The organism is Symbiopectobacterium purcellii, from assembly GCF_052050035.1.
GTDB classification, from domain to species: domain Bacteria; phylum Pseudomonadota; class Gammaproteobacteria; order Enterobacterales; family Enterobacteriaceae; genus Symbiopectobacterium; species Symbiopectobacterium purcellii_A.
Genome location: NZ_CP189882.1, coordinates 3,670,417 through 3,693,231 on the forward strand (window position 1 = coordinate 3,670,417; position 22,815 = coordinate 3,693,231).

General features: G+C 50.2%; 24 protein-coding genes and 6 pseudogenes. 18 read left to right on the forward strand and 12 right to left on the reverse strand.

Features of this window, described 5'->3' with window-relative positions; genetic code table 11:
- Nucleotides 1-367: 367 nt before the first annotated feature.
- Nucleotides 368-1,977 (forward strand): annotated as a pseudogene (locus ACQGXV_RS25050) (methyl-accepting chemotaxis protein); the annotation flags it as partial.
- Nucleotides 1,978-2,045: 68 nt separating this feature from the next.
- On the opposite strand, the gene ACQGXV_RS25055 reads toward ACQGXV_RS25050, so the two are convergent.
- The 5 genes from ACQGXV_RS25055 to ybfF all read right to left on the reverse strand — a co-directional run bounded on the left by ACQGXV_RS25055 (nucleotide 2,046) and on the right by ybfF (nucleotide 4,326).
- Nucleotides 2,046-2,222 (reverse strand): transposase, encoded by a 177-nt coding sequence (locus ACQGXV_RS25055; protein ID WP_440863545.1) that lies wholly within the window; start codon nucleotides 2,220-2,222, stop codon nucleotides 2,046-2,048.
- Complete coding sequence (locus tag ACQGXV_RS25060; RefSeq protein WP_440867602.1) at nucleotides 2,206-2,673, reverse strand: transposase; 468 nt, start codon at nucleotides 2,671-2,673, stop codon at nucleotides 2,206-2,208. Before ACQGXV_RS25060 ends, ACQGXV_RS25055 begins: the two co-directional genes overlap by 17 nt.
- On the reverse strand, nucleotides 2,597-2,962 hold the full coding sequence (locus tag ACQGXV_RS25065) for an IS630 transposase-related protein (RefSeq protein ID WP_440862584.1): 366 nt from the start codon (nucleotides 2,960-2,962) through the stop codon (nucleotides 2,597-2,599). The genes ACQGXV_RS25060 and ACQGXV_RS25065 overlap by 77 nt, the downstream gene beginning before the upstream one ends.
- A gap of 129 nt (nucleotides 2,963-3,091) precedes the next feature.
- Nucleotides 3,092-3,379 (reverse strand): LexA regulated protein, encoded by a 288-nt coding sequence (gene ybfE / locus ACQGXV_RS25070; RefSeq protein ID WP_222160012.1) that lies wholly within the window; start codon nucleotides 3,377-3,379, stop codon nucleotides 3,092-3,094.
- A 167-nt stretch (nucleotides 3,380-3,546) separates the two neighbouring features.
- Nucleotides 3,547-4,326 (reverse strand): esterase, encoded by a 780-nt coding sequence (gene ybfF / locus ACQGXV_RS25075; RefSeq protein WP_440863546.1) that lies wholly within the window; start codon nucleotides 4,324-4,326, stop codon nucleotides 3,547-3,549.
- Between the two features lie 233 nt (nucleotides 4,327-4,559).
- Here ybfF and seqA point away from each other — a divergent pair, with 233 nt between their 5' ends.
- Both seqA and pgm read left to right on the forward strand, forming a co-directional pair.
- Nucleotides 4,560-5,093, forward strand: a complete 534-nt coding sequence (seqA, locus tag ACQGXV_RS25080; RefSeq protein WP_222160014.1) for a replication initiation negative regulator SeqA — start codon at nucleotides 4,560-4,562, stop codon at nucleotides 5,091-5,093.
- A 39-nt stretch (nucleotides 5,094-5,132) separates the two neighbouring features.
- Nucleotides 5,133-6,776: a phosphoglucomutase (alpha-D-glucose-1,6-bisphosphate-dependent) gene (gene pgm, locus ACQGXV_RS25085; RefSeq protein WP_440863547.1), complete on the forward strand. Its 1,644-nt coding sequence runs from the start codon at nucleotides 5,133-5,135 to the stop codon at nucleotides 6,774-6,776.
- Between the two features lie 159 nt (nucleotides 6,777-6,935).
- Here the strand turns inward: pgm and ACQGXV_RS25090 are convergent, their stop codons facing one another.
- From ACQGXV_RS25090 to kdpE, 3 genes are all read right to left on the reverse strand, one after another.
- Nucleotides 6,936-7,550, reverse strand: a complete 615-nt coding sequence (locus ACQGXV_RS25090; RefSeq protein WP_440863548.1) for a response regulator transcription factor — start codon at nucleotides 7,548-7,550, stop codon at nucleotides 6,936-6,938.
- Nucleotides 7,551-8,764: 1,214 nt separating this feature from the next.
- Nucleotides 8,765-9,193 (reverse strand): EamA family transporter, encoded by a 429-nt coding sequence (locus ACQGXV_RS25095; protein WP_440863549.1) that lies wholly within the window; start codon nucleotides 9,191-9,193, stop codon nucleotides 8,765-8,767.
- 112 nt (nucleotides 9,194-9,305) lie between these two features.
- Nucleotides 9,306-9,989 (reverse strand): two-component system response regulator KdpE, encoded by a 684-nt coding sequence (gene kdpE, locus ACQGXV_RS25100; protein ID WP_440867603.1) that lies wholly within the window; start codon nucleotides 9,987-9,989, stop codon nucleotides 9,306-9,308.
- 365 nt (nucleotides 9,990-10,354) lie between these two features.
- Here kdpE and ACQGXV_RS25105 point away from each other — a divergent pair.
- The 6 genes and pseudogenes from ACQGXV_RS25105 to ACQGXV_RS25130 form a co-directional block, all read left to right on the forward strand.
- Nucleotides 10,355-10,612 (forward strand): annotated as a pseudogene (locus ACQGXV_RS25105) (transposase); the annotation flags it as partial.
- A gap of 82 nt (nucleotides 10,613-10,694) precedes the next feature.
- Nucleotides 10,695-10,907 (forward strand): IS630 transposase-related protein, encoded by a 213-nt coding sequence (locus tag ACQGXV_RS25110; RefSeq protein ID WP_440863550.1) that lies wholly within the window; start codon nucleotides 10,695-10,697, stop codon nucleotides 10,905-10,907.
- Nucleotides 10,831-11,364, forward strand: coding sequence for an IS630 family transposase (locus tag ACQGXV_RS25115; RefSeq protein WP_440867604.1), 534 nt, complete (start codon nucleotides 10,831-10,833; stop codon nucleotides 11,362-11,364). Before ACQGXV_RS25110 ends, ACQGXV_RS25115 begins: the two co-directional genes overlap by 77 nt.
- Entirely contained in the window at nucleotides 11,325-11,624 is a 300-nt protein-coding gene (locus ACQGXV_RS25120; RefSeq protein ID WP_440867839.1) for a hypothetical protein, read from the forward strand. Before ACQGXV_RS25115 ends, ACQGXV_RS25120 begins: the two co-directional genes overlap by 40 nt.
- Entirely contained in the window at nucleotides 11,566-12,540 is a 975-nt protein-coding gene (locus tag ACQGXV_RS25125; RefSeq protein WP_440863551.1) for an IS30 family transposase, read from the forward strand. The genes ACQGXV_RS25120 and ACQGXV_RS25125 overlap by 59 nt, the downstream gene beginning before the upstream one ends.
- Nucleotides 12,541-12,574: 34 nt before the next feature.
- Nucleotides 12,575-13,231 (forward strand): annotated as a pseudogene (locus ACQGXV_RS25130) (IS256 family transposase); the annotation flags it as partial.
- A 126-nt stretch (nucleotides 13,232-13,357) separates the two neighbouring features.
- Here ACQGXV_RS25130 and ACQGXV_RS25135 read toward each other — a convergent pair.
- Together ACQGXV_RS25135 and ACQGXV_RS25140 are read right to left on the reverse strand one after the other, a co-directional pair.
- Nucleotides 13,358-13,792, reverse strand: a pseudogene (locus tag ACQGXV_RS25135) (transposase); the annotation flags it as partial.
- Nucleotides 13,716-14,081 (reverse strand): IS630 transposase-related protein, encoded by a 366-nt coding sequence (locus ACQGXV_RS25140; protein ID WP_440862584.1) that lies wholly within the window; start codon nucleotides 14,079-14,081, stop codon nucleotides 13,716-13,718. The pseudogene ACQGXV_RS25135 and the gene ACQGXV_RS25140, both read right to left, overlap by 77 nt.
- 244 nt (nucleotides 14,082-14,325) lie before the next feature.
- Here ACQGXV_RS25140 and ACQGXV_RS25145 point away from each other — a divergent pair.
- The 8 genes and pseudogenes from ACQGXV_RS25145 to pcp all read left to right on the forward strand — a co-directional run.
- A pseudogene (locus ACQGXV_RS25145) lies at nucleotides 14,326-14,531 on the forward strand (YbfA family protein).
- A 222-nt stretch (nucleotides 14,532-14,753) separates the two neighbouring features.
- A complete protein-coding gene (locus tag ACQGXV_RS25150; protein ID WP_440867605.1) occupies nucleotides 14,754-15,710 on the forward strand; it encodes a YbgA family protein in 957 nt (318 codons plus the stop codon).
- A 22-nt stretch (nucleotides 15,711-15,732) separates the two neighbouring features.
- A complete protein-coding gene (phrB, locus tag ACQGXV_RS25155) occupies nucleotides 15,733-17,187 on the forward strand; it encodes a deoxyribodipyrimidine photo-lyase (protein ID WP_440863552.1) in 1,455 nt (484 codons plus the stop codon).
- An 8-nt stretch (nucleotides 17,188-17,195) separates the two neighbouring features.
- The gene (locus tag ACQGXV_RS25160; RefSeq protein WP_440863553.1) at nucleotides 17,196-17,939 is read left to right on the forward strand and encodes a type 2 GTP cyclohydrolase I; all 744 of its coding nucleotides are present in this window, start codon (nucleotides 17,196-17,198) and stop codon (nucleotides 17,937-17,939) included.
- A 169-nt stretch (nucleotides 17,940-18,108) separates the two neighbouring features.
- Entirely contained in the window at nucleotides 18,109-18,765 is a 657-nt protein-coding gene (gene pxpB, locus ACQGXV_RS25165) for a 5-oxoprolinase subunit PxpB (protein ID WP_440867606.1), read from the forward strand.
- The gene (gene pxpC / locus ACQGXV_RS25170) at nucleotides 18,759-19,691 is read left to right on the forward strand and encodes a 5-oxoprolinase subunit PxpC (protein ID WP_440863554.1); all 933 of its coding nucleotides are present in this window, start codon (nucleotides 18,759-18,761) and stop codon (nucleotides 19,689-19,691) included. The genes pxpB and pxpC overlap by 7 nt, the downstream gene beginning before the upstream one ends.
- The gene (gene pxpA, locus ACQGXV_RS25175; RefSeq protein ID WP_440863555.1) at nucleotides 19,681-20,418 is read left to right on the forward strand and encodes a 5-oxoprolinase subunit PxpA; all 738 of its coding nucleotides are present in this window, start codon (nucleotides 19,681-19,683) and stop codon (nucleotides 20,416-20,418) included. Before pxpC ends, pxpA begins: the two co-directional genes overlap by 11 nt.
- Nucleotides 20,419-20,438: 20 nt before the next feature.
- A pseudogene (gene pcp / locus ACQGXV_RS25180) lies at nucleotides 20,439-20,993 on the forward strand (pyroglutamyl-peptidase I); the annotation flags it as partial.
- Nucleotides 20,994-21,022: 29 nt separating this feature from the next.
- On the opposite strand, the gene ACQGXV_RS25185 reads toward pcp, so the two are convergent.
- On the reverse strand, nucleotides 21,023-21,556 hold the full coding sequence (locus ACQGXV_RS25185; RefSeq protein ID WP_440862665.1) for an IS630 family transposase: 534 nt from the start codon (nucleotides 21,554-21,556) through the stop codon (nucleotides 21,023-21,025).
- On the reverse strand, nucleotides 21,480-21,845 hold the full coding sequence (locus tag ACQGXV_RS25190; RefSeq protein WP_440862584.1) for an IS630 transposase-related protein: 366 nt from the start codon (nucleotides 21,843-21,845) through the stop codon (nucleotides 21,480-21,482). Before ACQGXV_RS25190 ends, ACQGXV_RS25185 begins: the two co-directional genes overlap by 77 nt.
- Before the next feature lie 159 nt (nucleotides 21,846-22,004).
- On the opposite strand from ACQGXV_RS25190, the gene nei reads away from it, so the two are divergent.
- Complete coding sequence (gene nei, locus ACQGXV_RS25195; RefSeq protein WP_440863556.1) at nucleotides 22,005-22,796, forward strand: endonuclease VIII; 792 nt, start codon at nucleotides 22,005-22,007, stop codon at nucleotides 22,794-22,796.
- The last annotated feature ends 19 nt before the right edge of the window (nucleotides 22,797-22,815 follow it).

The window sequence follows — 22,815 nt, forward strand, 5'->3', positions numbered from 1 at the left end:
AAACTTGTATCTTTCCCCAGGCCCAAAGAGGAAATAACCGCTATTAAACAAGGGTATTTATCAGATAGCTCTTTTTCGCCATTTCGCCAGTTTTTTTAATTACTTTAGCGGCGGCATTGTTAATGTAGGCTTACCTATCTTTTTGAAAAATATAAAAAATAACTAATTTTCAGTGACAGCGTGCGGTAGATCACGGAGGGAAACTACTAAATATTATTTTAATATTGACGATGAAACGAGAAGGTTCGCCGTGTGCTTGCAGGCGTAAAGCATCGCGCATTTTCCCCGTTGGGGATTGTTTTAAACCTGATGATTTTTTAAAAAAAGAATAACCCTACCGCACATAATTTATATCTGGAGCTTGCTTATGCAATTTTTGAGAAATATCGCCATCAGAACGGCAATGTTATGGGTTTTAGGGGTCTTCTGTGTGCTTTGGGGCGGTGTTTCCGTCTACACCATTTTCTCCTTCAAAGAGATGACCACGACGTCACAGACCAGTACCTTACTGGTTCATAACATGAATTTAGTCAATCAGGGCAACGATCAATATTTTCGCATGGTAACCCGTTTGGCACGGGTAGTGGATTGGCGCCGTAGTGGTAAAATACGCTGGCAGATAAAGAACAGGCGTCAGCATTGACGGCATTAAATAATCTGAAATCCGATCTGGCTACCTTCAGCAGCATCGATCACGCAGGGCTGGATGCCGCGCTGGCTGAAGCGGTGGTGCGCGATTGGGGCAACCTGATTACTCAGGGTGTGGATCCGATGTTTCAAAAGGCGCAAGCCAACGCGTTGGATGAATATCAGCGTTATGCCAAGGAAACGGTGCCCGCACTGAGTCGTCAATTCGGAGCCTCGGTTAACGCTTTTAACAAGGCAGGCTCCGATAAATTCGCCGCAGCGGGCGCGCATTTTCAGCACATCACCGCCATTGGCCAAAATATATTACTGACGGGATTGGTTGTAGGACTGCTGCTGCTGTTTTTCACCGATCGCTATCTGGTGGCCTGTTTGGTTAAACCTCTCGATACGCTTCGCGAGCACTTTAGCGCTATCGCCTCCGGGCAACTTGGCAAACCGATTCATGATTTTGGTCGTAACTGTGTGGGGCGTTTCTTGCCGCTATTACGGGATATGCAAACCAGTCTGGCGACGACAGTCAGTACGATCCGTTCCAGCACGGATGCCATCTACCTTGGCGCCTCCGAGATTGCATCCGGTAATAATGACCTCTCATCGCGTACTGAACATCAGGCTTCTGCACTGAAAGAGACAGCGGCCAGCATGGAGCAGTTGACGGCAACCGTTAAACAGAATGCGGAAAATGCCAATCACGCGAGCCAGTTGGCGTTGCAAGCATCCAATACGGCGAGAAAAGGGGGCGAGATCGTCGATAACGTGGTGAAAACCATGGCGGAGATTTCGGGAAGTTCAAAACGCATTGCCGAGATAACCACGGTGATCAACGGTATTGCGTTCCAGACGAACATTCTGGCACTTAACGCTGCCGTTGAAGCGGCGCGTTCCGGTGAGCAAGGGCGCGGTTTTGCCGTTGTTGCCGGTGAAGTGCGCAGTCTGGCGCAGCGCAGTGCACAGGCGGCAAAAGAGATCGAAAGATTGATCGCTGAATCCGCACACTGTGTGTGCACGGGCTCCCAGCTGGTTGAAGATGCGGGTGTTACCATGAGTGACATTGTGCGTGCCGTGACCAATGTGACGGACATCATGGGGGAAATCGCCTCGGCTTCCGGTGAGCAAAGCAAGGGGATTGCACAGGTTGGACAAGCGGTGGCGGAAATTGACAGCGTAACGCAGCAAAATGCGGCACTGGTGGAGCAGGCGTCTGCGGCAGCGTTGTCATTGGAAGAGCAGGCTGCAGTGTTTAATCGCACGGTGGCGGTGTTCCAACTGTCTGAATCCGTGGTGCCCGTTGCCGCGCCTTCTGCACCCGTTGCCGCCTTGGCGCGCACTGGAAGTGGCACAGCAGCCAAAAAGGCGTTGCCACCAGGAAACGATATAGCCAAGCGACTTAATTTTGATTACACCATATGGACTGAGAACAAACTCTCTGTATCGCAACCCATCTCTCTTTTTTTGCTTTTTGCTTGTGCCCATTTATGCTCAATTGGGTTAAGATCTGGCGAATATGTAGGCAAATACTCCACCATATACCCTGCATCGATGATGACTTGTTGAATATTATAGCCAAGCGACATTATTTTGATAACAGCCAGCTATGCTTCTTTGCCGCATATCAGGGCATAGGATGTAATCATTTTTAAGTCGGTTGGCTATATGTTTTTTGTGAAAAGTGGCATTGTCCATCATGATTACACTGTTTTTAGGGAGTACTGGGATAAGGACTTGTGTGACCCAGGCATAGAAAACATCGCTGTTAATATTGATATCAAATAATCCGATAGCAAACAGCGTTGTGCCTAATAAAGCGCCGATAACATTTGTTCTTCCCCTAGCTCCCCAGTTCTTCAGGCCAAAACACCGTTGACCTTTTGGGGAATAGCCGTGAGTCCGTGGGGCATCGTGTGAAAAACCACTTTCATCAATAAAAACAATAGGTTTACCTTCTTTTTCATACTGTTGTTTTTTTTGTTGAAATCCCTGCCGGGCGTTTTCGTCGGCTTTCGGATGACGTAGAGTTTTTTTTATAGGTCAATCCCAGCTTTTTAAGCGCTTGCCAAATGGCCTTCTGACAAACGCCAAAACGCTCTGCACGTTCTTTTTGGTAAGCATCTGGATATTGTTCAACATCTTTTATCAACTCGGATTTATCGATCTTTCGCTGACGCGTGGTCGATGCTTTTGACTCTATTTGATTAATCCAACGCGATACAGAGGCAGGGCCAATCCGAAATTGCTTCGCTGTTTCTCGGATACTCAACCCTTCGTTTTTCCGTGTAGATATCACTTTACGTCTAAAATCAATTGAATAGCTCATTTAAATAATGTAATCAAAATTAAGTCGTTTAGCTATAACTGGGAACAATTTTAAGCGAGCGATTTACCCATCAATGTCATTGCCAGGGAGGGATGCAGGGCGTCATGGAAGACGCCGGAAATTAACGTATCAGGATGAAAGGTCTTTGTCCGCCAACTGCGCCAGCAACATGCGTTCAATTAGTTCACTACGGCTGATGTTCTGCATTTCAGCCAGGCTATTGAGTGCTTCCACGGCTTCCTCATTAATTTTCAATTCAATGCGACGCAATCCTCGCACTTTGTCACGACGCAATTGATTACGCTTGTTAATGCGAAGCTGTTCGTCGCGTGAAAGCGGGTTGGTTTTGGGACGACCAGGCCGACGTTCATCCGCGAACAGATCCAACGTGGTACGGTCCGTTTGTTCTTTTGCCATAGGTAGTGTTGCTGCAAGGAAGTCTGACCAAAATGCACGCATCGGTTCAGCGTGACATTTTGATGATGTGGTTACTGTGCATAAGGCTGATTCAGCCGTCCCTCTACTGCGGGCGCCATCATACCCCAGCGAGGCTGGCGGCGACAATGGGTAACTGCCGCTGATCGTTACGGATTATGCGGGGGTTCTTCAAGGAAACGGTGAATTGCGCGCAGAACCGCATCGGGTTTTTCTGCATGAACCCAGTGGCCGCTACCCGCAATCACATGCGCCTTGGCATTGGGAAACTGCTGCAATAGCGTTTCTCGATAGCGGTCATCCAGATAAGGGGATGACGCCTCGCGAATGAACAGGATGGGTTTGCGCCAGGCGGGTACGGTTTCCCAGCCGACAATGTGCTCATACTGCTCCCACAGCACCGGGACATTAAAGCGCCACTCGCCCTGCTGGAAGGATTTCAGTAAAAATTGCACCACGCCCTCTTCCTTAAGGTGATGGCGCATGATGGCTGCGGCTTCGGTGCGCGTAGTAACGCCCGCAGCGCTAACTGCACGCAGTGCTGCAAAAACGTCATCGTGGCGTCGCAGCTGGTAATCGACCGGCGCAATATCAATGGCGACGATTTTTTCAATGCGGTCAGGGATCTGTGCACTCAACGCCATGGCGGTTTTCCCTCCCATGGAGTGCCCGATGATAATGGCGTTATCGATGGACAATGCATCCAGTAATGCTTTTACATCGCCTGCCATGGCCGGGTAGTTCATTTCCGGCGTACGCGGTGATAATCCGTGATTACGTAAGTCAATCTGAATGACATCGTGCTGCTTTTGCAGGTAACGCGCCAGAATGCCCAGATTATCCAGATTACCAAACAGACCGTGAATCAATACGATAGGCAATGTATGCGTGGGTTGTTGCGCATTTTGCAAGCGATAATTCAATTTCATGGTGAAGTTCATTCAGAGACACAGGCGCTTAGGGTATCATGACTGCTGCCGATGATGTTGCCCTGTGGAAAATGAAGACTATGCTTTTTGCAGGTTACAGGTAATGGGGCGAGGGAGCAGATGGGGGATCGTCTGACTTTCGATATTGTTTGTGTAATGCCGCTGTTCGGTGGTATTGATTCGCCTATATACTTCTTGCCGATTAATTAGAGTAAAAACAGTACTGGATAAAGATGAAAACTATTGAGGTCGACGAAGAGCTGTATCGTTATATTGCAAGCCACACACAGCACATTGGTGAAAGCGCCTCGGATATTCTGCGTCGTATGTTGAATTTCCGGGCAGGACAGGTTGTCGCCGCTTCTGAAACGGCCACAACGAAAGCGCAGGCGCCAGCGAGCGTAGCTACAAAACCGCGCGATGGTGTACGGGCAGTGCGTGAACTGCTGTTGTCCGATGAATATGCCGCGCAAAGTAAAGCCATCAATCGCTTTATGCTGGTGCTCTCCACCTTATATTGCCTCGAACCGAACACCTTTTCTGCGGCAACCGAGCAACTTCATGGCCGCACGCGCGTTTATTTTGCCGGCGACGAACACACATTGCTTCAGCATGGCGTCCATACTAAACCCAAACATATTCAGGGTACGCCTTACTGGGTCATCACCAATACCAATACGGATCGCAAACGCAGCATGGTTGAACAAATCATGCAATCGATGCAGTTCCCCGCGGAACTTGTCGAAAAAGTGTGCGGTACCATTTAGCGAACAGTGTCTTAACGAATAGCGTCAGGGAGCACGCCGATGGCTAATCACCCCAGAGCCGGACAACCCACCCGGCAAAGTGATTTGATTAATGTGGCGCAATTAACGTCACAGTATTATGTCTTACGCCCCGATGTGGATAACGCCGCACATGCGGTAAAGTTCGGAACATCCGGCCACCGCGGCAGCGCAGCGCGCCACAGTTTTAATGAAGCGCATATTCTGGCTATCGCTCAGGCGATTGCCGAAGAGCGCAAAAAGCAAGGGATCAGCGGTCCCTGTTTTGTGGGTAAAGACACCCACGCGCTGTCGGAACCGGCCTTTATCTCGGTGCTGGAAGTGCTGGCAGCGAACGGCGTTGACGTGGTAGTGCAGCAGGACAACGGCTTTACGCCCACGCCCGCTATCTCCAATGCCATTCTGGTGCATAACCGCAAGGGCAATGCGCAGGCCGATGGCATTGTGATCACTCCGTCTCATAATCCGCCGGAAGATGGTGGTATCAAATATAACCCCCCCAATGGCGGGCCTGCTGATACTAACGTCACCAGCGTTATCGAGAAACGTGCCAACGCCCTCTTAGCTGATGGGCTAAAAGCCGTAAAAAGCCTGACGCTGGATAAAGCCTGGCAGAGTGGTTATGTGCATGAGCAAGATCTGGTGCAGCCTTATGTCGAGGGCTTGCGTGAGGTCGTAGATATCCCCGCCATTCAGAAAGCAGGGCTAACACTGGGTGTCGATCCGTTGGGCGGGTCGGGCATTGCCTACTGGCAGCGCATCGCAGAGCACTACCAGTTGAATTTGCGCTTGGTCAACGATGCGGTCGATCAGACGTTCCGCTTTATGACTCTGGATCATGACGGCGTTATCCGCATGGACTGCTCTTCAGAGTCAGCGATGGCGGGGCTACTGTCGCTGCGTGATAAATTCGATCTGGCTTTTGCCAACGATCCTGATTATGACCGCCACGGCATTGTGACGCCCGCCGGCCTGATGAACCCGAATCACTATTTGGAGGTTGCTATCGACTACCTGTTCCGCCATCGTCCGCAGTGGGGGCAATCTGTTGCTGTCGGTAAGACGCTGGTTTCCAGCGCCATGATTGACCGTGTGGTTGCCTGCCTTGGGCGTAAACTGGTGGAAGTGCCGGTCGGGTTCAAATGGTTTGTTGATGGTTTATTCGATGGCAGCTTTGGTTTTGGCGGCGAAGAGAGCGCAGGGGCATCCTTCCTGCGCTTCGATGGCACGCCATGGTCAACGGATAAAGATGGCATCATCATGTGCTTGCTGGCGGCTGAGATCACTGCGGTAACCGGTAAAAATCCGCAGCAGCATTATGATGCGCTGGCGGCCCGTTTTGGCGCGCCGAGTTACAATCGCATTCAAGCCTCAGCGACTCATGCGCAGAAAGCGGCACTGTCACGGTTATCACCCGAACAGGTTGCCGCCAGTACGTTGGCTGGCGATCCGATCACTGCACGTTTGACGGCGGCACCGGGTAACGGTGCCTCTATTGGCGGATTGAAAGTGATGACGGATAACGGCTGGTTTGCGGCGCGTCCGTCGGGCACGGAAGAAGCCTACAAGATTTACTGCGAAAGTTTCCTGGGCGCGGAGCACCGCGAGCGCATTGAGAAAGAAGCGGTAGATATTGTCAGCGCTGTGCTGGCAAATGCCAAATAGGCGTTCCTGTAGTGAGCCGTCTTTAGGGGGCCACAGAGGAAGAGAAACAAAGGACGCACTGTGCGTCCTTTGTCATTTAATCTTGGCCTGTTTTCATAAGAACCGTTGTCAGGTGAGTGACGGATGCTATTGTCGGGCCAGCGAATTTTGCAGCGTTGTTCACCTTTTCACGCTTCCTTTTTGCTGCTTGAAATAGCAGGAAAGGTTCTCGGCAGCGATGCTGTGTAACCACTCATGGAGATCGGCATGGTTTCTCAGCATCAGCTTTTGCATCGCGTGATTACGGTACGCGCTGATGGCTTTAATGGATATTCCAGATAGTTCATTGATTTTACTGTTATTTAGCCCCTGTTTGTAGCCCCATAACACCTCTCGCTCACGCGGACTGAGGCACTGCACGACGTTATATCGCTGTACGTGGGACGGAATCCCTGGCGATGAAGGGCTGGCAACAAAGGTATTTAACAACGCAGACAGTGTTTCTGGTGGATCGCTGAGCGCCAACTGCCCGTCTTCATAACCACAGCACAGCGTGTTCTTCTGCTTTACCAGCAAGAAAAGCAAGGTAGCGCGCCGTTTGCGGCGAAACTGACGCCACCAGCGCGGAGCGTGCTGAGTCGCTGTAGTGAAAATAATATCCGCTTGTTCAATTTGCTCTGTGCTATATTGAATATTGACCTCAAGTTTCTGGGTATGGAACCATTGATGAATGAGGTGTCCAAGGCCGACAGTAAAATAGCGATCAAAATGAAGGAGCACAACAGTTCTTTCCATCGTCTAGTACCTATTTAACCGGTTGTTCCCGAAAAATTGTCTGCATGGGCAAATGCACCTGGATCCTATGTAGGGTGAATACATTCATCAAGGGTGAGTTAATAAATGATTGATGTAAAAACTTCCTTATGTTTATTTTATTATCTGGTTTTATGAGAACTTATGTTTGCGGATTAATCTTCCTCTTGGTCTACAGCGCTTTGCATTAATATTTAATAGCATGGTTTTCTATAATGTCCATTTTTTTTTGTTTAGTCGTTGTGTAACTGTTATCCTTTGATAATCATACCCATTGTAACCGTGCGATATCCGTAGCAAAACATATGAATAGTAATCATTTTCTTAAAATGAAAACGATGGTGAGATTTATATCTTTTTTGTTCTACGATGTGTTTTTTCTCTAAAGAGACAAAAGTGAAAGGTATTCATTGAGGTTTTCAATGGTAATCGTTTGATCTACCAATTGACGATCATTTTTATCGAGTAGCGCTATGCATAGCAGGGGCATTTTTTTATTGGTTTGCCTTTCGTTTATCGTTTATTGGATATTATCATTACGCATACTTGTAACCATTAACGGTGAAACCGGCGCTCTCAGCCTGAGACGGCTTGTCGCTGCGTATGCGTGGTATACAGCACGGTGTTCGTGCCGCAGCATCCCGGTTGAAGCCCGTTACCCTAAATATGGTCAATTGCAGGCAAAAGTAACAACAACGATATCCTGAAAAATTCGAGTTGTAGGAAGGCGGTAAGTGATTCGGGGAGTGAACTCAGCCAACGCATATGTAACGTGAGGTATAACGGATATAGGTCTATGACAGCGTTAACGGGTTATATCTCAGCGCACTTTTTAATTCTTACCTTATGGGATAGTGATATGGACAGAAAAAATGTTTTTCTTCAGTACAAATCATGTGCGGCGCGTTCATTGAAAAAAATCAATGCTAAAAGAAAGAATGATTCTGTTTATTTAATGATGACGCATGTTTATAAGGAAAAGATAAATTGTTTGAGGGATAAATACGATCTCTATTTTTATTTCACTGGCAGAGATAAACAGCATTCTCAATTTATATTTTATTCAATATGTCGGCTGCGCGAAAAAAGAAAGCGCTTCGGTTGTCATACGATGAGATTTTCTTAACCTAAAGCCATTGCTAACGGTCTGTTGTTCCTTCTTTTTATAAGCCCTCGGCCTCAGCCGAGGGATCACCTCAGCCTAATGCTACCAGCAGTGCACCAACGGATATCATAGCAACGCCAACGCCGCCTAATAGTGATATTTTTTCTCCCAGGAGTACGGCTGCCAAAATAACAGCAAACACAACGCTGAGTTTATCAATGGGGGCAACCTGAGCCACATTACCACTTTTCAATGCTAAAAAATAAAATAGCCAGGAAAGCGCTCCTGCAACCCCGCTAAACAGAATAAAAGTCAGTGCTTTTTTATTGGCAAGCACTTCACCGATCATGGTTGTTTTTCCTTGCACCACCACAACGCCCACCAAAAACAGCGCCATCACCACGGCACGAACTGCCGTTGCTGTGTTGGCGTCAAGATTTTGCAATCCCACTTTACCAAACAGGGCCACTGCGGCGGCGCACAGGGCGGAGAGCAATGCATAAAGTAACCAACTACTCATGATGAGCCTCAGCATTAAAAATCGGGATGGAGATCGACAGAATGAGCGTGGGATGTTACGCCTGCTCCGGGGGGATAACCAGCGTTATCCGCTGTTGATTCAGTACGCTAGCTCAAGGCATAAAACGGTAACCCACGGCGGTTTCGGTGATAAAGTGACGAGGCCGTGTGGGGTCGCTTTCCAACTTTTGCCGTAGGTGCCCCATATAGATGCGCAGATAATGGCTGCTTTCCACCGCGTTGGGTCCCCAAACGTGCACCAGCAGTTGACGCTGCGTCAGTACTTTTCCCGCATTCGCCAGCAGCAGTGCCAACAGTTTGAATTCAATCGGCGTCAGATGTAGTGTTTCGCCGTCCCGGCTGACCAAACGTTGGCTGAGATCAACGGTAACGCTGCCGAATGTCACTATCGGGCTTTCCATCGCATTAGCGGTGTGGCGGCGCAGTGCAACGCGCACACGGGCCAGCAACTCACCAATCCCAAACGGCTTGGCGAGATAATCATCAGCACCCGCATCCAACGCGTCGATTTTGTCCCGTTCATCACTGCGCGCGGACAGCACAATAATTGGCACGCTGCTCCACTGGCGAACCTCACGGAGATAAAGGGTGCCGTCACCGTCAGGTAAACCGAGATCGAGGATCACCAGATCAGGCTTGCGTGTAGCCGTTTCCAGCAGGCCACGTTGCAAGGTCTGCGCATCAAAAACACGTAGTCCTTCGCTTTCCAGCGCACTGCGTACAAAGCGCTGGATCTCTTTTTCATCTTCTATGATCAAAACGCTGGAGGGTAGCAGGGCATCTACTCCTTCTGTCTCGTAGCTGCGGGTGTTGACCCGCCAGTACGACGTTAAATGGTATTCTACGACGCTATCATATCGTTCCGTGCGTTTGCGACAAAAGCCTTTTGAATGGCAAAAGGAGAGTCGAACCGCGCGAGCGGATAAAAAGCCAATAAACGCAACATTGACTTATACATTGAATGTAATTCGTTAACCATTCTGTAACTAAATAACAGAATGTTCGGGGAAAATGACGAAAACACGATCTTTTTCTGGTCCGATGAGTAGTAAAATTTCAGCAAAGGCGGTACTATTTTGAGCGAGAGTGTAAAAAGATCTGTGTAAATGGCATTTTGAGGAAAACCTTCAGAGGACAAAAAATGCCTATCAGCAACGAACTTATTGACCAACTGCTTCAGGATTGCCACTCCCCTCAGGAGCTTCTGGGTGAATCAGGCCTACTCAAGGAGCTGACTAAAAGACTGGCGGAACGGGTTCTTCAAGCTGAGATGGAGATACACCTTGGGTATGCTAAGCATGACCCGGCTGGTAATAATTCAGGCAACTCCCGCAATGGCAAGACATCCAAGAGCGTACGTAGCCAAACGCTCGAGCTCGATATTCCGCGCGACCGCAACAGTATAGCCAACCGACTTAAAAATGATTACATCCTATGCCCTGATATGCGGCAAAGAAGCATAGCTGGCTGTTATCAAAATAATGTCGCTTGGCTATAAATCCGAGTTGATAAAAGATGTTGAACAATATCCAGATGCTTACCAAAAAGAACGTGCAGAGCGTTTTGGCGTTTGTCAGAAGGCCATTTGGCAAGCGCTTAAAAAGCTGGGATTGACCTATAAAAAAAACTCTACGTCATCCGAAAGCCGACGAAAACGCCCGGCAGGGATTTCAACAAAAAAAACAACAGTATGAAAAAGAAGGTAAACCTATTGTTTTTATTGATGAAAGTGGTTTTTCACACGATGTCCCACGGACTCACGGCTATTCCCCAAAAGGTCAACGGTGTTTTGGCCTGAAGAACTGGGGAGCTAGGGGAAGAACAAATGTTATCGGCGCTTTATTAGGCACAACGCTGTTTGCTATCGGATTATTTGATATCAATATTAACAGCGATGTTTTCTATGCCTGGGTCACACAAGTCCTTATCCCAGTACTCCCTAAAAACAGTGTAATCATGATGGACAATGCCACTTTTCACAAAAAACATAATATTCAACAAGTCATCATCGATGCAGGGTATATGGTGGAGTATTTGCCTACATATTCGCCAGATCTTAACCCAATTGAGCATAAATGGGCACAAGCAAAAAGCAAAAAAAGAGAGATGGGTTGCGATACAGAGAGTTTGTTCTCAGTCCATATGGTGTAATCAAAATTAAGTCGCTTGGCTATACCTTCGAGCCGACACTGATCGGTAAGCACGAAAAGCAGCTTAACGGCTTCGATGACCGCATTATTTCTCTCTATTCCAGAGGGCTATCGCCCCATTCCCACTCGAAACACAACAAAGTGACCCACTTGCCAGAGTCGGATAAAATCACCGTTCTGGCCCTACTGGAGAGCCTGTTGCATGCAGGGAAAACATCTGACTCAGAAAGAACGGTTCTACATCGAAAAGCGGCGTGGTGAAGGTGTCAACCAAGCTACCATCGCCAGAGAGCTTGCTCTGCCTCGCTCGACCATCAGCAGGGAACTCAGACGCAATACCGACCCTACTTTCAATGGTGTCTACTGCTGTAGAAGGGCGGACACTCTGGCCCGGGAACGCCGTCATAAGCCTCTGCCAAACAATGCTTTTTACCCGTTGGAGCCACACATTCAGAACTTCATCAGGCAGGCGCTTTCCACTCACTCTTCACCTGAAATCATCAGTGGCGGTTTGCACCTGGAATTCGGTATATCTGTCAGCAAGAATACGCTATATCGCTATATCCTGCAGGAGAGACAGGCTGGCGGGGAGCTATATCAGCAACTTCCTCATCGGGGAAAACGTTACAGGTACAATGCCGAAAACCTCAAATCAGGCCCTATTCCCAACCGTGTTGGTATTGAGTATCGCCCAGCTCAAGCCGAGCTTAAACAGGAGCCTGGCCACTTCGAAATTGACACTATTTTTGGCAAAGACCAGAAGTCATTCTTGTTAACCATCGTAGATAAAGCATTGAAAACCGTCATTATTCGCAAACTGCCTAATAAGCGTGCGGAGACTGTGGTTGCTGCTTTCAGGGACATTGAAGCTAATACCTTTTGCAAGTTTAAGACCCTAACAGCTGATAACGGCCCTGAATTCGCTCTGCACGAGCAAATTACTCAAATCACAGGGGCGCAGGTCTACTTTGCCCATCCTTATCATTCCTGGGAGAGGGGCTTGAATGAGCACACCAACGGGCTGATACGACGTTTTTACCCAAAGGGAACAGACTTCAGTCAGGTCAGTCATCGTAAGATTGCCGAACTCGAACACATACTCAATACAAGAGGCAGAAAATCGCTGGGCTATCGTTCCCCCAATGAGGTATTTTTAACGCACTTACTGGTGGCATAAGCCTCTACCGTTTTGTTGCGTTTCGAGTGGGAATGGGGCATCAACCCGTGATATTCAGGCTCACTTTAAAGAAGTCTACGGGGTCGATGTTTCCGCTGGCTTCATTTCTCAAGTGACCAATGCCGTGATGGATGACGTTAAGCGCTGGCAGCAACGGCCGCTGGATGCGTTTTATCCCATTGTTTACCTTGACTGTATTGTGGTCAAAAGCCAGGACGGCGGAGCCGTGACCAACAAGTCTGTTTACTTGGCTCTAGGCATCAACGGCCAGGGCGAAAAAGAGCTGCTGGGGCTATGGATAGCCAAAACCGAGGGGGCCAAGTTCTGGTTATCTGTAATGACAGAACTGAAAAATCGTGGGCTACAGGACATCTTCATCGCCTGCTGCGATGGCCTGAAGGGCTTTCCTGATGCCATTGAAGCTGTTTACCCGCATACGCGGGTACAGCTCTGCATCGTGCATCAGGTGCGGAACTCGCTGCGCTACGTCGGCTGGAAAGAGCGTAAAGCCGTTGCTGCTGACCTCCGCACTATCTATAGTTCCGCAACGCTAGAGGGCGCTGAAGAGGCCCTGGATGCCTTCGCGGCCAAATGGGATGAACAGTTCCCGACGATCAGCCCATCGTGGAGAAATAATTGGGAACGTCTCATCGTCATTTTTGATTTTCCGCCGGAGATCCGCAAGGTTATAGCCAAGCGACTTAATTTTGATTACACCATATGGACTGAGAACAAACTCTCTGTATCGCAACCCATCTCTCTTTTTTTGCTTTTTGCTTTTTGCTTGTGCCCATTTATGCTCAATTGGGTTAAGATCTGGCGAATATGTAGGCAAATACTCCACCATATACCCTGCATCGATGATGACTTGTTGAATATTATGTTTTTTGTGAAAAGTGGCATTGTCCATCATGATTACACTGTTTTTAGGGAGTACTGGGATAAGGACTTGTGTGACCCAGGCATAGAAAACATCGCTGTTAATATTGATATCAAATAATCCGATAGCAAACAGCGTTGTGCCTAATAAAGCGCCGATAACATTTGTTCTTCCCCTAGCTCCCCAGTTCTTCAGGCCAAAACACCGTTGACCTTTTGGGGAATAGCCGTGAGTCCGTGGGGCATCGTGTGAAAAACCACTTTCATCAATAAAAACAATAGGTTTACCTTCTTTTTCATACTGTTGTTTTTTTTGTTGAAATCCCTGCCGGGCGTTTTCGTCGGCTTTCGGATGACGTAGAGTTTTTTTTATAGGTCAATCCCAGCTTTTTAAGCGCTTGCCAAATGGCCTTCTGACAAACGCCAAAACGCTCTGCACGTTCTTTTTGGTAAGCATCTGGATATTGTTCAACATCTTTTATCAACTCGGATTTATCGATCTTTCGCTGACGCGTGGTCGATGCTTTTGACTCTATTTGATTAATCCAACGCGATACAGAGGCAGGGCCAATCCGAAATTGCTTCGCTGTTTCTCGGATACTCAACCCTTCGTTTTTCCGTGTAGATATCACTTTACGTCTAAAATCAATTGAATAGCTCATTTAAATAATGTAATCAAAATTAAGTCGTTTAGCTATATCTCGGCTAAATGGACCCTACCAATCAGAGACTGGAAACCGGCTATGAGCCAATTCATGTTGATGTATGGAGATCGGATTTCCGGTTAAGCGATGGAGCCATTTACACGAAATTCTTTACAGACTCTTTTGAGCAGTTATTCATCGTTGTGTTGGTTTTGTGAGCTATGTCGTTGCAGTGGCTGCTCACTGATGAAGGAGGATCGCTATGTCGATTTATACTGCTTATCCCCTGTATCGCTTCTCCTGCGTCGCGTTGCTGTTGTAGCCTTCGGCTTACTGGCATTGCCTGTGATGCTGTTTCGTACCGATCGCGCCCGCTTTTACAGCTATTTGCACCGTGTTTGGTTGAAAACCAGCGATCAACCGGTCTGGATGGCGCAATCAGAAGCGGCGGCCGGTGATTTTTTCTAAGCTACGCTGTGAGTAAGTAAAAGCATTGATTCAGTAAAAACATCATTGTGCGCTACTGACCTCTATATCTCCCTCGGTCAGTAGCTCTGTTTGTTTGTTCTCTTTCCTTTTTCCTCTAATACACCCTGGTTTTTGTTTTCGCTCGATCTTCGTCGTTGTGCTCCGTAGCCGCTTGAAATCCGCTATGATGAGGGAATGTTGACGAACGGGAGAGCGTTTATGATGTCAGCTCCTATTCCTGTTGGAATAAGTGCATGTTTACTCGGTGCGCCAGTGCGGTTTGACGGAGGGCATAAGCGCTTTGACTTCGCTGTTGATCAATTAGCGCCTTATTGCCATTTTCAGCCAGTATGCCCCGAAATGGCGGTCGGATTACCGGTGCCACGCCCCGCGCTGCGATTGGTCAACGCCGGTAAGCAGGGTATGCGGCTCTGTGCCAGCAACGGTTCTGGCATCGATATCACCGATGAGATGCTCGCGTTTTCCGATCAAAAAATGGCATCGTTGCGCGATCTGTGCGGTTTTATCCTGTGCGCCAAATCCCCCATTTGTGGGATGGAACGGGTAAAGGTCTATGATAGTCAGGGGAAAAATGCCCAAAAAAACGGAGAAGGGCTGTTTGCGCAGGCGCTGAAACGGCATATGCCGTGGTTGCCGTTAGAGGAGAATTGGCGCTTGAACGATCCTGTGCTGCGAGAAAACTTTATTGCCCGGGTTTATGCCTTGCATGAATTGCAGCAGATCTGGCAGCAGGGGTTGTCGCGTGGTGCACTGATGGCGTTCCATAGTCGCTATAAATTGTTATTACTGGCGCACTCGCAGCCCGAATATCGAGAACTGGGCACTTTTGTCGCCGGCATGGCGCAATGGCCGACGCTGGAAGCCTTTGCCACGGAATACCGGCTGCGTTTTATGCGCTTGTTGTCTCACCCCGCATCGCGTCGCAACCATACCAATGTATTGATGCACGTTCAGGGTTATTTTCGTCCCCACCTTAGCTCCCAGCAACGTCAGGAGTTGGCCAACTTAATCGATCGTTATCGGCAAGGTGTGCAACCGCTGCTGGCGCCAATGACGCTGTTGCGTCATTACATGACCGAATACCCTGATGATTACCTGGCGCAGCAGCGCTACTTTGACCCCTATCCCGAAGCTTTGCGTTTACGCTATGGCCACTAATGTTTTCCAGTAAGGATCAATTATGACCACGCATCTGGTCTGGTTTCGCCATGATTTACGGATCACCGATCACTCCGCGCTGCATGCGGCCTGTCAGAACCCCGATGCCAAGGTCATTGCGCTCTATATTGCCACGCCAGGTCAATGGCAGACGCATGGCATGGCTCCGCGACAGGCGACGTTTCTGCTGCGCAACCTCCAGGCATTGCAACAGTCGTTGGCAGATAAAGGCATTCCCCTGTTTTATCAGCAGTGTGACCACTTTCATCTGGCGGTTGAGGCCGTTGATGCGTTTTGCAAAAAGCAGCATGTTTCACACCTGTTTTATCACTATCAGTACGAAATCAATGAACGTGAGCGTGATCGTGCGCTGGAAGCCAAACTGCATGGGCAGGTCGTGTGTCAGGGATTTGATGATAGCGTACTGTTAGCGCCAGGCAGTCTGGTGACGGGAAAGCAGGAGATGTACAAAGTCTTTACCCCGTTTCGCAAAGCGTTTATTCAACGTTTGCTGGAGAGAGAGATTACCTGTTTCCCGGTGCCGAAAAGGCGTGCCAATGCAAACGTGGAGACATTGGCGGCGTTGACACCCTTCGATTACCCTCAACAGGCGGTGGATGAGACGTTGTTTCCGGCGGGCGAACAGGCCGCGTTGGCACGATTACGCCAGTTCTGCCAATCCAGCGTAGCGGGTTATGACCAACAGCGAGATTTTCCCGCACAGCAAGGCACCAGCCAGCTTTCGCCTTATCTGGCGTTGGGTGTCATCTCCCCGCGTCAGTGCTTCAATCGCCTGCGTACTGAGCATCCCACTCTGTTAGAACAGTCTGACGGCGGGGCATTTACCTGGTTGAGCGAGCTGGTATGGCGTGAGTTTTATCGCCATCTGCTGGTCGCCTGGCCACGCTTGTGTAAACACCACCCGTTTGTGGCGTGGACGCAGCAGGTGCAATGGCGACAAGACGAAAAAGCACTGGCCGCCTGGCAACAGGGTAAAACCGGTTTTCCGATTGTTGATGCCGCAATGCGCCAACTGAACGGCACCGGATGGATGCATAATCGGTTACGCATGATCTGCGCCAGTTTTCTGGTAAAAGATTTGCTTATCGACTGGCGGGCAGGGGAGCGGTATTTTATTTCTCAACTGCTGGACGGTGATTTGGCCGCGAACAATGGCGGGTGGCAGTGGGCAGCCTCTACGGGTACGGACGCGGCGCCCTATTTTCGTATTTTTAACCCCACTACGCAGGGGGAACGTTTCGACCCGCAAGGGACGTTTATCCGCCAGTGGGTGCCCGAACTGGCGGAAGTGCCAGAGCGTGATATTCACCAGCCGCATCGCTGGGCGCAGCGGGAAGGACGTGGGTTGGATTACCCGACGCCGATGGTCGATCATAAGCAGGCCAGACAAATGACGTTGGAGGCTTTTGAAGCGGCGAAAGCGTCACAGGAACAAGGCCACAATCAGGCATATTAAGGAGCGTTATGCGCAACAGTGAATTGGAAACAGTGATCAATCAGCAACTGAATGTGGCCGCATTTCTGGATTATGCGCCTAACGGGTTGCAGGTTGAAGGGCGTGAAAACGTGCAACGTATTATCACCGGAGTCACCGCCTCGCAGGCATTGCTGGATGTAGCCGTTGCTCAACAGGCCGATGCCGTGCTGGTACACCACGGCTATTTTTGGAAAAACGAGTCTCCGGTGATTTCTGGCATGAAGCGGCGCCGCTTGAAAACATTGCTGGCGAACGATATCAACCTGTATGGCTATCATTTGCCGTTGGACGCGCACCCCGATCTAGGCAATAACGCCTGTCTGGCGGCGTTGCTAGACATCACCGTGTTGGGTGAGATTGAGCAACTGCTGCCTTATGGTGAACTGTCTCAGCCTGTGAGTGGTGAGGCATTACGTGAGCGTCTGGAGACGCGATTGGGGCGTGGCGTGCTGCATTGTGGGGATAATGCACCGTCGCAGATAAAACGCTTGGCCTGGTGCTCAGGTGGTGGCCAAGGCTTTATTGAGCAAGCTGCGCGCTTTGGCGTGGAGGCCTTCATCACCGGGGAAGTGTCGGAACAGACGATTCATATCGCGCGCGAGATGGGGCTGCATTTCTACGCGGCAGGCCATCATGCAACGGAGCGTGGCGGTATTAAAGCACTGGGGGAGTGGCTGGCACAGCAGCACGGGTTTGATGTCACCTTTGTTGATATCCCCAATCCCGCCTAGTGTTAATCAACCCACTGTTTTTTTAAAAATAATATAAAAATTTTAGTGGGTTGAAAAAGGCATATTTATTGCCCGTCTATTAAGAAACCTTATCGCCATAACGTGTCTGGCGAGGTGCGAATCAAGGCGGCATGGCATAGCAATGCCCTACCGAGATGGGGAGAAGAGTGTGCAACGAGTGCGGTGCTACTTATTGGGCGAGCGGGCCGTGGTGCTGGAGTTGGAGCCGCCGCTGTCACTGCAAAGTCAACAGCGTATCTGGGGGCTGGCTGAACGTCTTCAACAGCATGAAGCGGTTGAGGCGGCGATCCCTGGGATGAATAATCTGACTGTGGTGTTAGCCCACCCACAGCAGGCGGCACGCGATGCTATCGAACGATTGCAGCGCTGGTGGGAGGAGAGTGAATCGGTAACGCTCGAGGCGAGGGATATCACGATCCCGGTGGTGTATGGCGGTGATGCGGGCCCGGATTTGTTGCAGGTGGCGGCGCATTGCCAGCTTTCTCCTCGTCAGGTGGTGGAAGCGCATGCTGCGGCACACTACGTGGTCTACTTTCTGGGTTTTCAGCCGGGATTTCCTTATCTGGCTGGGTTGCCAGAGCACCTTCATACTCCACGGCGTGCAGAACCGCGCCTGAGTGTACCCGCTGGCAGTGTTGGTATCGGTGGTCGGCAAACCGGTATTTACCCGCTGGCAACTCCCGGGGGGTGGCAGTTAATTGGCCGAACGTCGGTAGCGTTGTTCGATCCGAGCGCGGAGCCACCTACGTTGTTGCGTCCCGGTGATAACGTGCGCTTTGTACCGCAACCGGAGGGCCTATGCTGAAGATCATTCATGCCGGGCTGCATACTTCGGTGCAGGATGCCGGGCGTCATCATCTGCGTCATCTGGGTATCAGTCAGTCTGGCGCGCTGGACACGCCAGCGTTAAACATCGCCAATTCGTTGGTGGGTAACGCGATGTCCGAAGCCGGGCTGGAAATTACGCTCGGAAAATTCGCTGCGACCTTTACGTCATCCTGCTGGATTGCGTTGACGGGCGCTGATAGTCACGCTGAGCTCGACGGGAAACCGGTCTGGACCGGCTGGCGCTTTCATGTGAAAGCGGGGCAAACGCTCAGGCTGCGTATGCCGCGCCGAGGCATGCGCAGCTATCTGGCCATTTCGGGTGGCCTGGGGCTACCGGATGTGCTCGGGTCACTCAGTACCGATTTGAAAGCCGGATTTGGTGGTTATCTGGGTCGCCCACTTCAGGATGGCGATACGCTGCCACTGAAAAAAGCGGCCTACCGCAAGCCGCATAAGCCTGTGGGCATCAAGCAAATTCTGTTCAGTAATCGGGTGCGGGTGCTTCCAGGGCCGGAATATCATGAATTCAGTGAAGAGGCGCGTGACACCTTCTGGCGCACAGGGTGGCAACTGAGTCCACAGAGTAACCGTATGGGATATCGGTTGCAGGGACCTGCGTTGACACGTATCACATCGCGAGAACTTTTTTCGCACGGTGTGCTGCCGGGAGTCATTCAGGTGCCGCACAGTGGTCAACCGATCTTGTTGCTGGCAGATGCGCAGACCACCGGGGGCTACCCACGCATTTCCTGCGTGATTGACGCGGATTTATTCCATCTGGCGCAGATTCGGCTCGGTGAACCGATACATTTCATTCCCTGCACGCTGGACGACGCCCTGCGTGCGTCAGATGCGCAAAGGTGCTATCTGGAACAACTGGCGTGGAGGCTCAATGATTATTGATTTAAATGCCGATCTGGGCGAAGGCGGTCGCCACGATGAAGCGCTATTACAGCTGGTGACGTCTGCCAATATTGCCTGTGGGTTTCATGCGGGCGATGCTCAAACCATGCGCCAGTCGGTGCGTTGGGGGATGCGTTACGGCGTGGCGCTGGGTGCCCATCCCAGCTTTTTGGATCGGGAAAACTTTGGCCGTAAAGCGATGTCAGTATCCGCAGACACGGTCTTCGCTCAGGTGGTGTATCAACTGGGTGCGTTAAGTGCGATTGTGGCGGTTGAAGGTGGCAGGCTGACGCATGTCAAACCGCACGGCATGCTGTATAACCAGGCTGCGCGGGATCCCATGCTGGCCGATGCGATTGCGCGTGCGGTGAAATCGGTGAATCCGGCGTTGCGGCTGGTCGGGCTAGCAGGAAGTGAATTGATTCACGCGGGGCAGCGTCTGGGATTGGCAACACGGCAGGAGGTGTTTGCCGACCGCGGTTACCTGCCGGACGGCACGCTGGTGCCGCGCGACCAAACTGCCGCGTTGATCAAAAGCGATGAGTTGGCGCTGGCGCAAACGCTGGAGATCATTAAACGGCGAAGGGTGCGGGCCAGTGATGGCACCTGGGTTGACGTTGAGGCCGATACGGTTTGTCTTCATGGCGACGGCGATCATGCATTGCTGTTTGCGCGCAAGCTGCGTCAGTGTTTCAATGAGCACCAGATTCAGGTCAGGGCGGCGTAACGCACAAGTAGATATAAAAGATGAAAACTGTTTTAGTGACGGCGTTTGAACCCTTTGACGGAGAAGCCATTAATCCGTCCTGGGAAGCGGTCAAGGTATTGCAAGGACGTGAGATTGCTGGCGCACGGGTGGTGACCTGGCAATTAGCCTGAGTGTTTGACCTTGCTTTGCAGCAGCTTAACGCCGCGCTGGCTGAGCATCAGCCCGACTGCGTGCTGGCTGTGGGGCAAGCCGGAGGCCGCGCCGAGATCACCGTTGAACGGATTGCCATCAATATCAATGATGCGCGTATTCCTGACAATGAGGGTAAGCAGCCCATTGATACCCCGGTGATCCCAGGAGGCACAGACGCCTATTTTTCCACCTTGCCGATTAAATCGATGGTTAATGCATTACGCGAGCAGGGTATTCCTGCCTCGGTGTCCCACACCGCAGGCACCTTCGTTTGCAATCATGTGATGTAGGGCTTATTGCACGCGCTGGCACAGTGCCCGGAGGCGGCCAGCGGTGGGTTTGTTCATATTCTTTATGCACCGGAACAGGCAGCGCGCCATCCTGGCGAGCCATCCATGCCGATTGCTATAGCCAAGCGACTTAATTTTGATTACACCATATGGACTGAGAACAAACTCTCTGTATCGCAACCCATCTCTCTTTTTTTGCTTTTTGCTTGTGCCCATTTATGCTCAATTGGGTTAAGATCTGGCGAATATGTAGGCAAATACTCCACCATATACCCTGCATCGATGATGACTTGTTGAATATTATGTTTTTTGTGAAAAGTGGCATTGTCCATCATGATTACACTGTTTTTAGGGAGTACTGGGATAAGGACTTGTGTGACCCAGGCATAGAAAACATCGCTGTTAATATTGATATCAAATAATCCGATAGCAAACAGCGTTGTGCCTAATAAAGCGCCGATAACATTTGTTCTTCCCCTAGCTCCCCAGTTCTTCAGGCCAAAACACCGTTGACCTTTTGGGGAATAGCCGTGAGTCCGTGGGGCATCGTGTGAAAAACCACTTTCATCAATAAAAACAATAGGTTTACCTTCTTTTTCATACTGTTGTTTTTTTTGTTGAAATCCCTGCCGGGCGTTTTCGTCGGCTTTCGGATGACGTAGAGTTTTTTTTATAGGTCAATCCCAGCTTTTTAAGCGCTTGCCAAATGGCCTTCTGACAAACGCCAAAACGCTCTGCACGTTCTTTTTGGTAAGCATCTGGATATTGTTCAACATCTTTTATCAACTCGGATTTATCGATCTTTCGCTGACGCGTGGTCGATGCTTTTGACTCTATTTGATTAATCCAACGCGATACAGAGGCAGGGCCAATCCGAAATTGCTTCGCTGTTTCTCGGATACTCAACCCTTCGTTTTTCCGTGTAGATATCACTTTACGTCTAAAATCAATTGAATAGCTCATTTAAATAATGTAATCAAAATTAAGTCGTTTAGCTATATGGTGACGCAGGCGCTGGTTGCCATGATTGCTGTCGCGGTGACCCAGCAGCAAGACGCGATTATTTCTGGCGGTACCACGCATTAGCATCCGGGCAAATCCCCAACCAGAAAGGAGAGATTGATGCCTGAGGGGCCAGAGATCCGCCGTGCCGCCGACGCATTAGCCGCAGCGGTGGTAGGGCAGCCGTTAACCGAGGTGTGGTTTGCTTTCCCTGAATTAAAACCTTACGAAACTGAGCTTACAGGACAGCGGATTGAAAAGCTGGAAACGCGTGGTAAAGCGTTGCTCACCTACTTTTCTGCTGGGCGGGTGCTTTATACCCATAACCAGCTTTATGGCCTGTGGCGCGTTGTTGATGCGGGCGTGACGCCAGACACCAAACGCGATTTGCGCGTTCGCCTAGAAACGCAACACCGTGCAATTCTACTCTATAGCGCCTCGGATATTGCCATGTTCACGCCGGATGCGCTTGCGGCACATCCTTTCTTGCAGCGCATTGGCCCTGATGTGCTCGATATACGCGTCACGCCGCAGCAAGTACAGACCCGATTGTTAAGCGAACGGTTTCGCCGCCGTCGCCTGAGTGGTTTGTTACTCGATCAGGCTTTTTTAGCCGGACTGGGCAACTATTTGCGTGCGGAGATTTTATGGCACGCGGCGCTGTCGCCGCAGCACACGGCGATGACGTTGGATGAGGGGCAACGGACCAAACTGAGTGACGCGTTATTATCACTGCCGCGCCTTTCCTACCACACACGGGGAACGGTGGATGACAACCACCATCATGGCGCGTTGTTCCGTTTTAAGGTTTTTGACCGTGAAGGAGAACCGTGCGAGCGCTGTGTGCAAGCTATCGTGCGCACCATGCTCTCGTCGCGCCCGTTTTTCTGGTGCCCACATTGCCAGCATTGAGACGTAAAAAAGCCGAAGA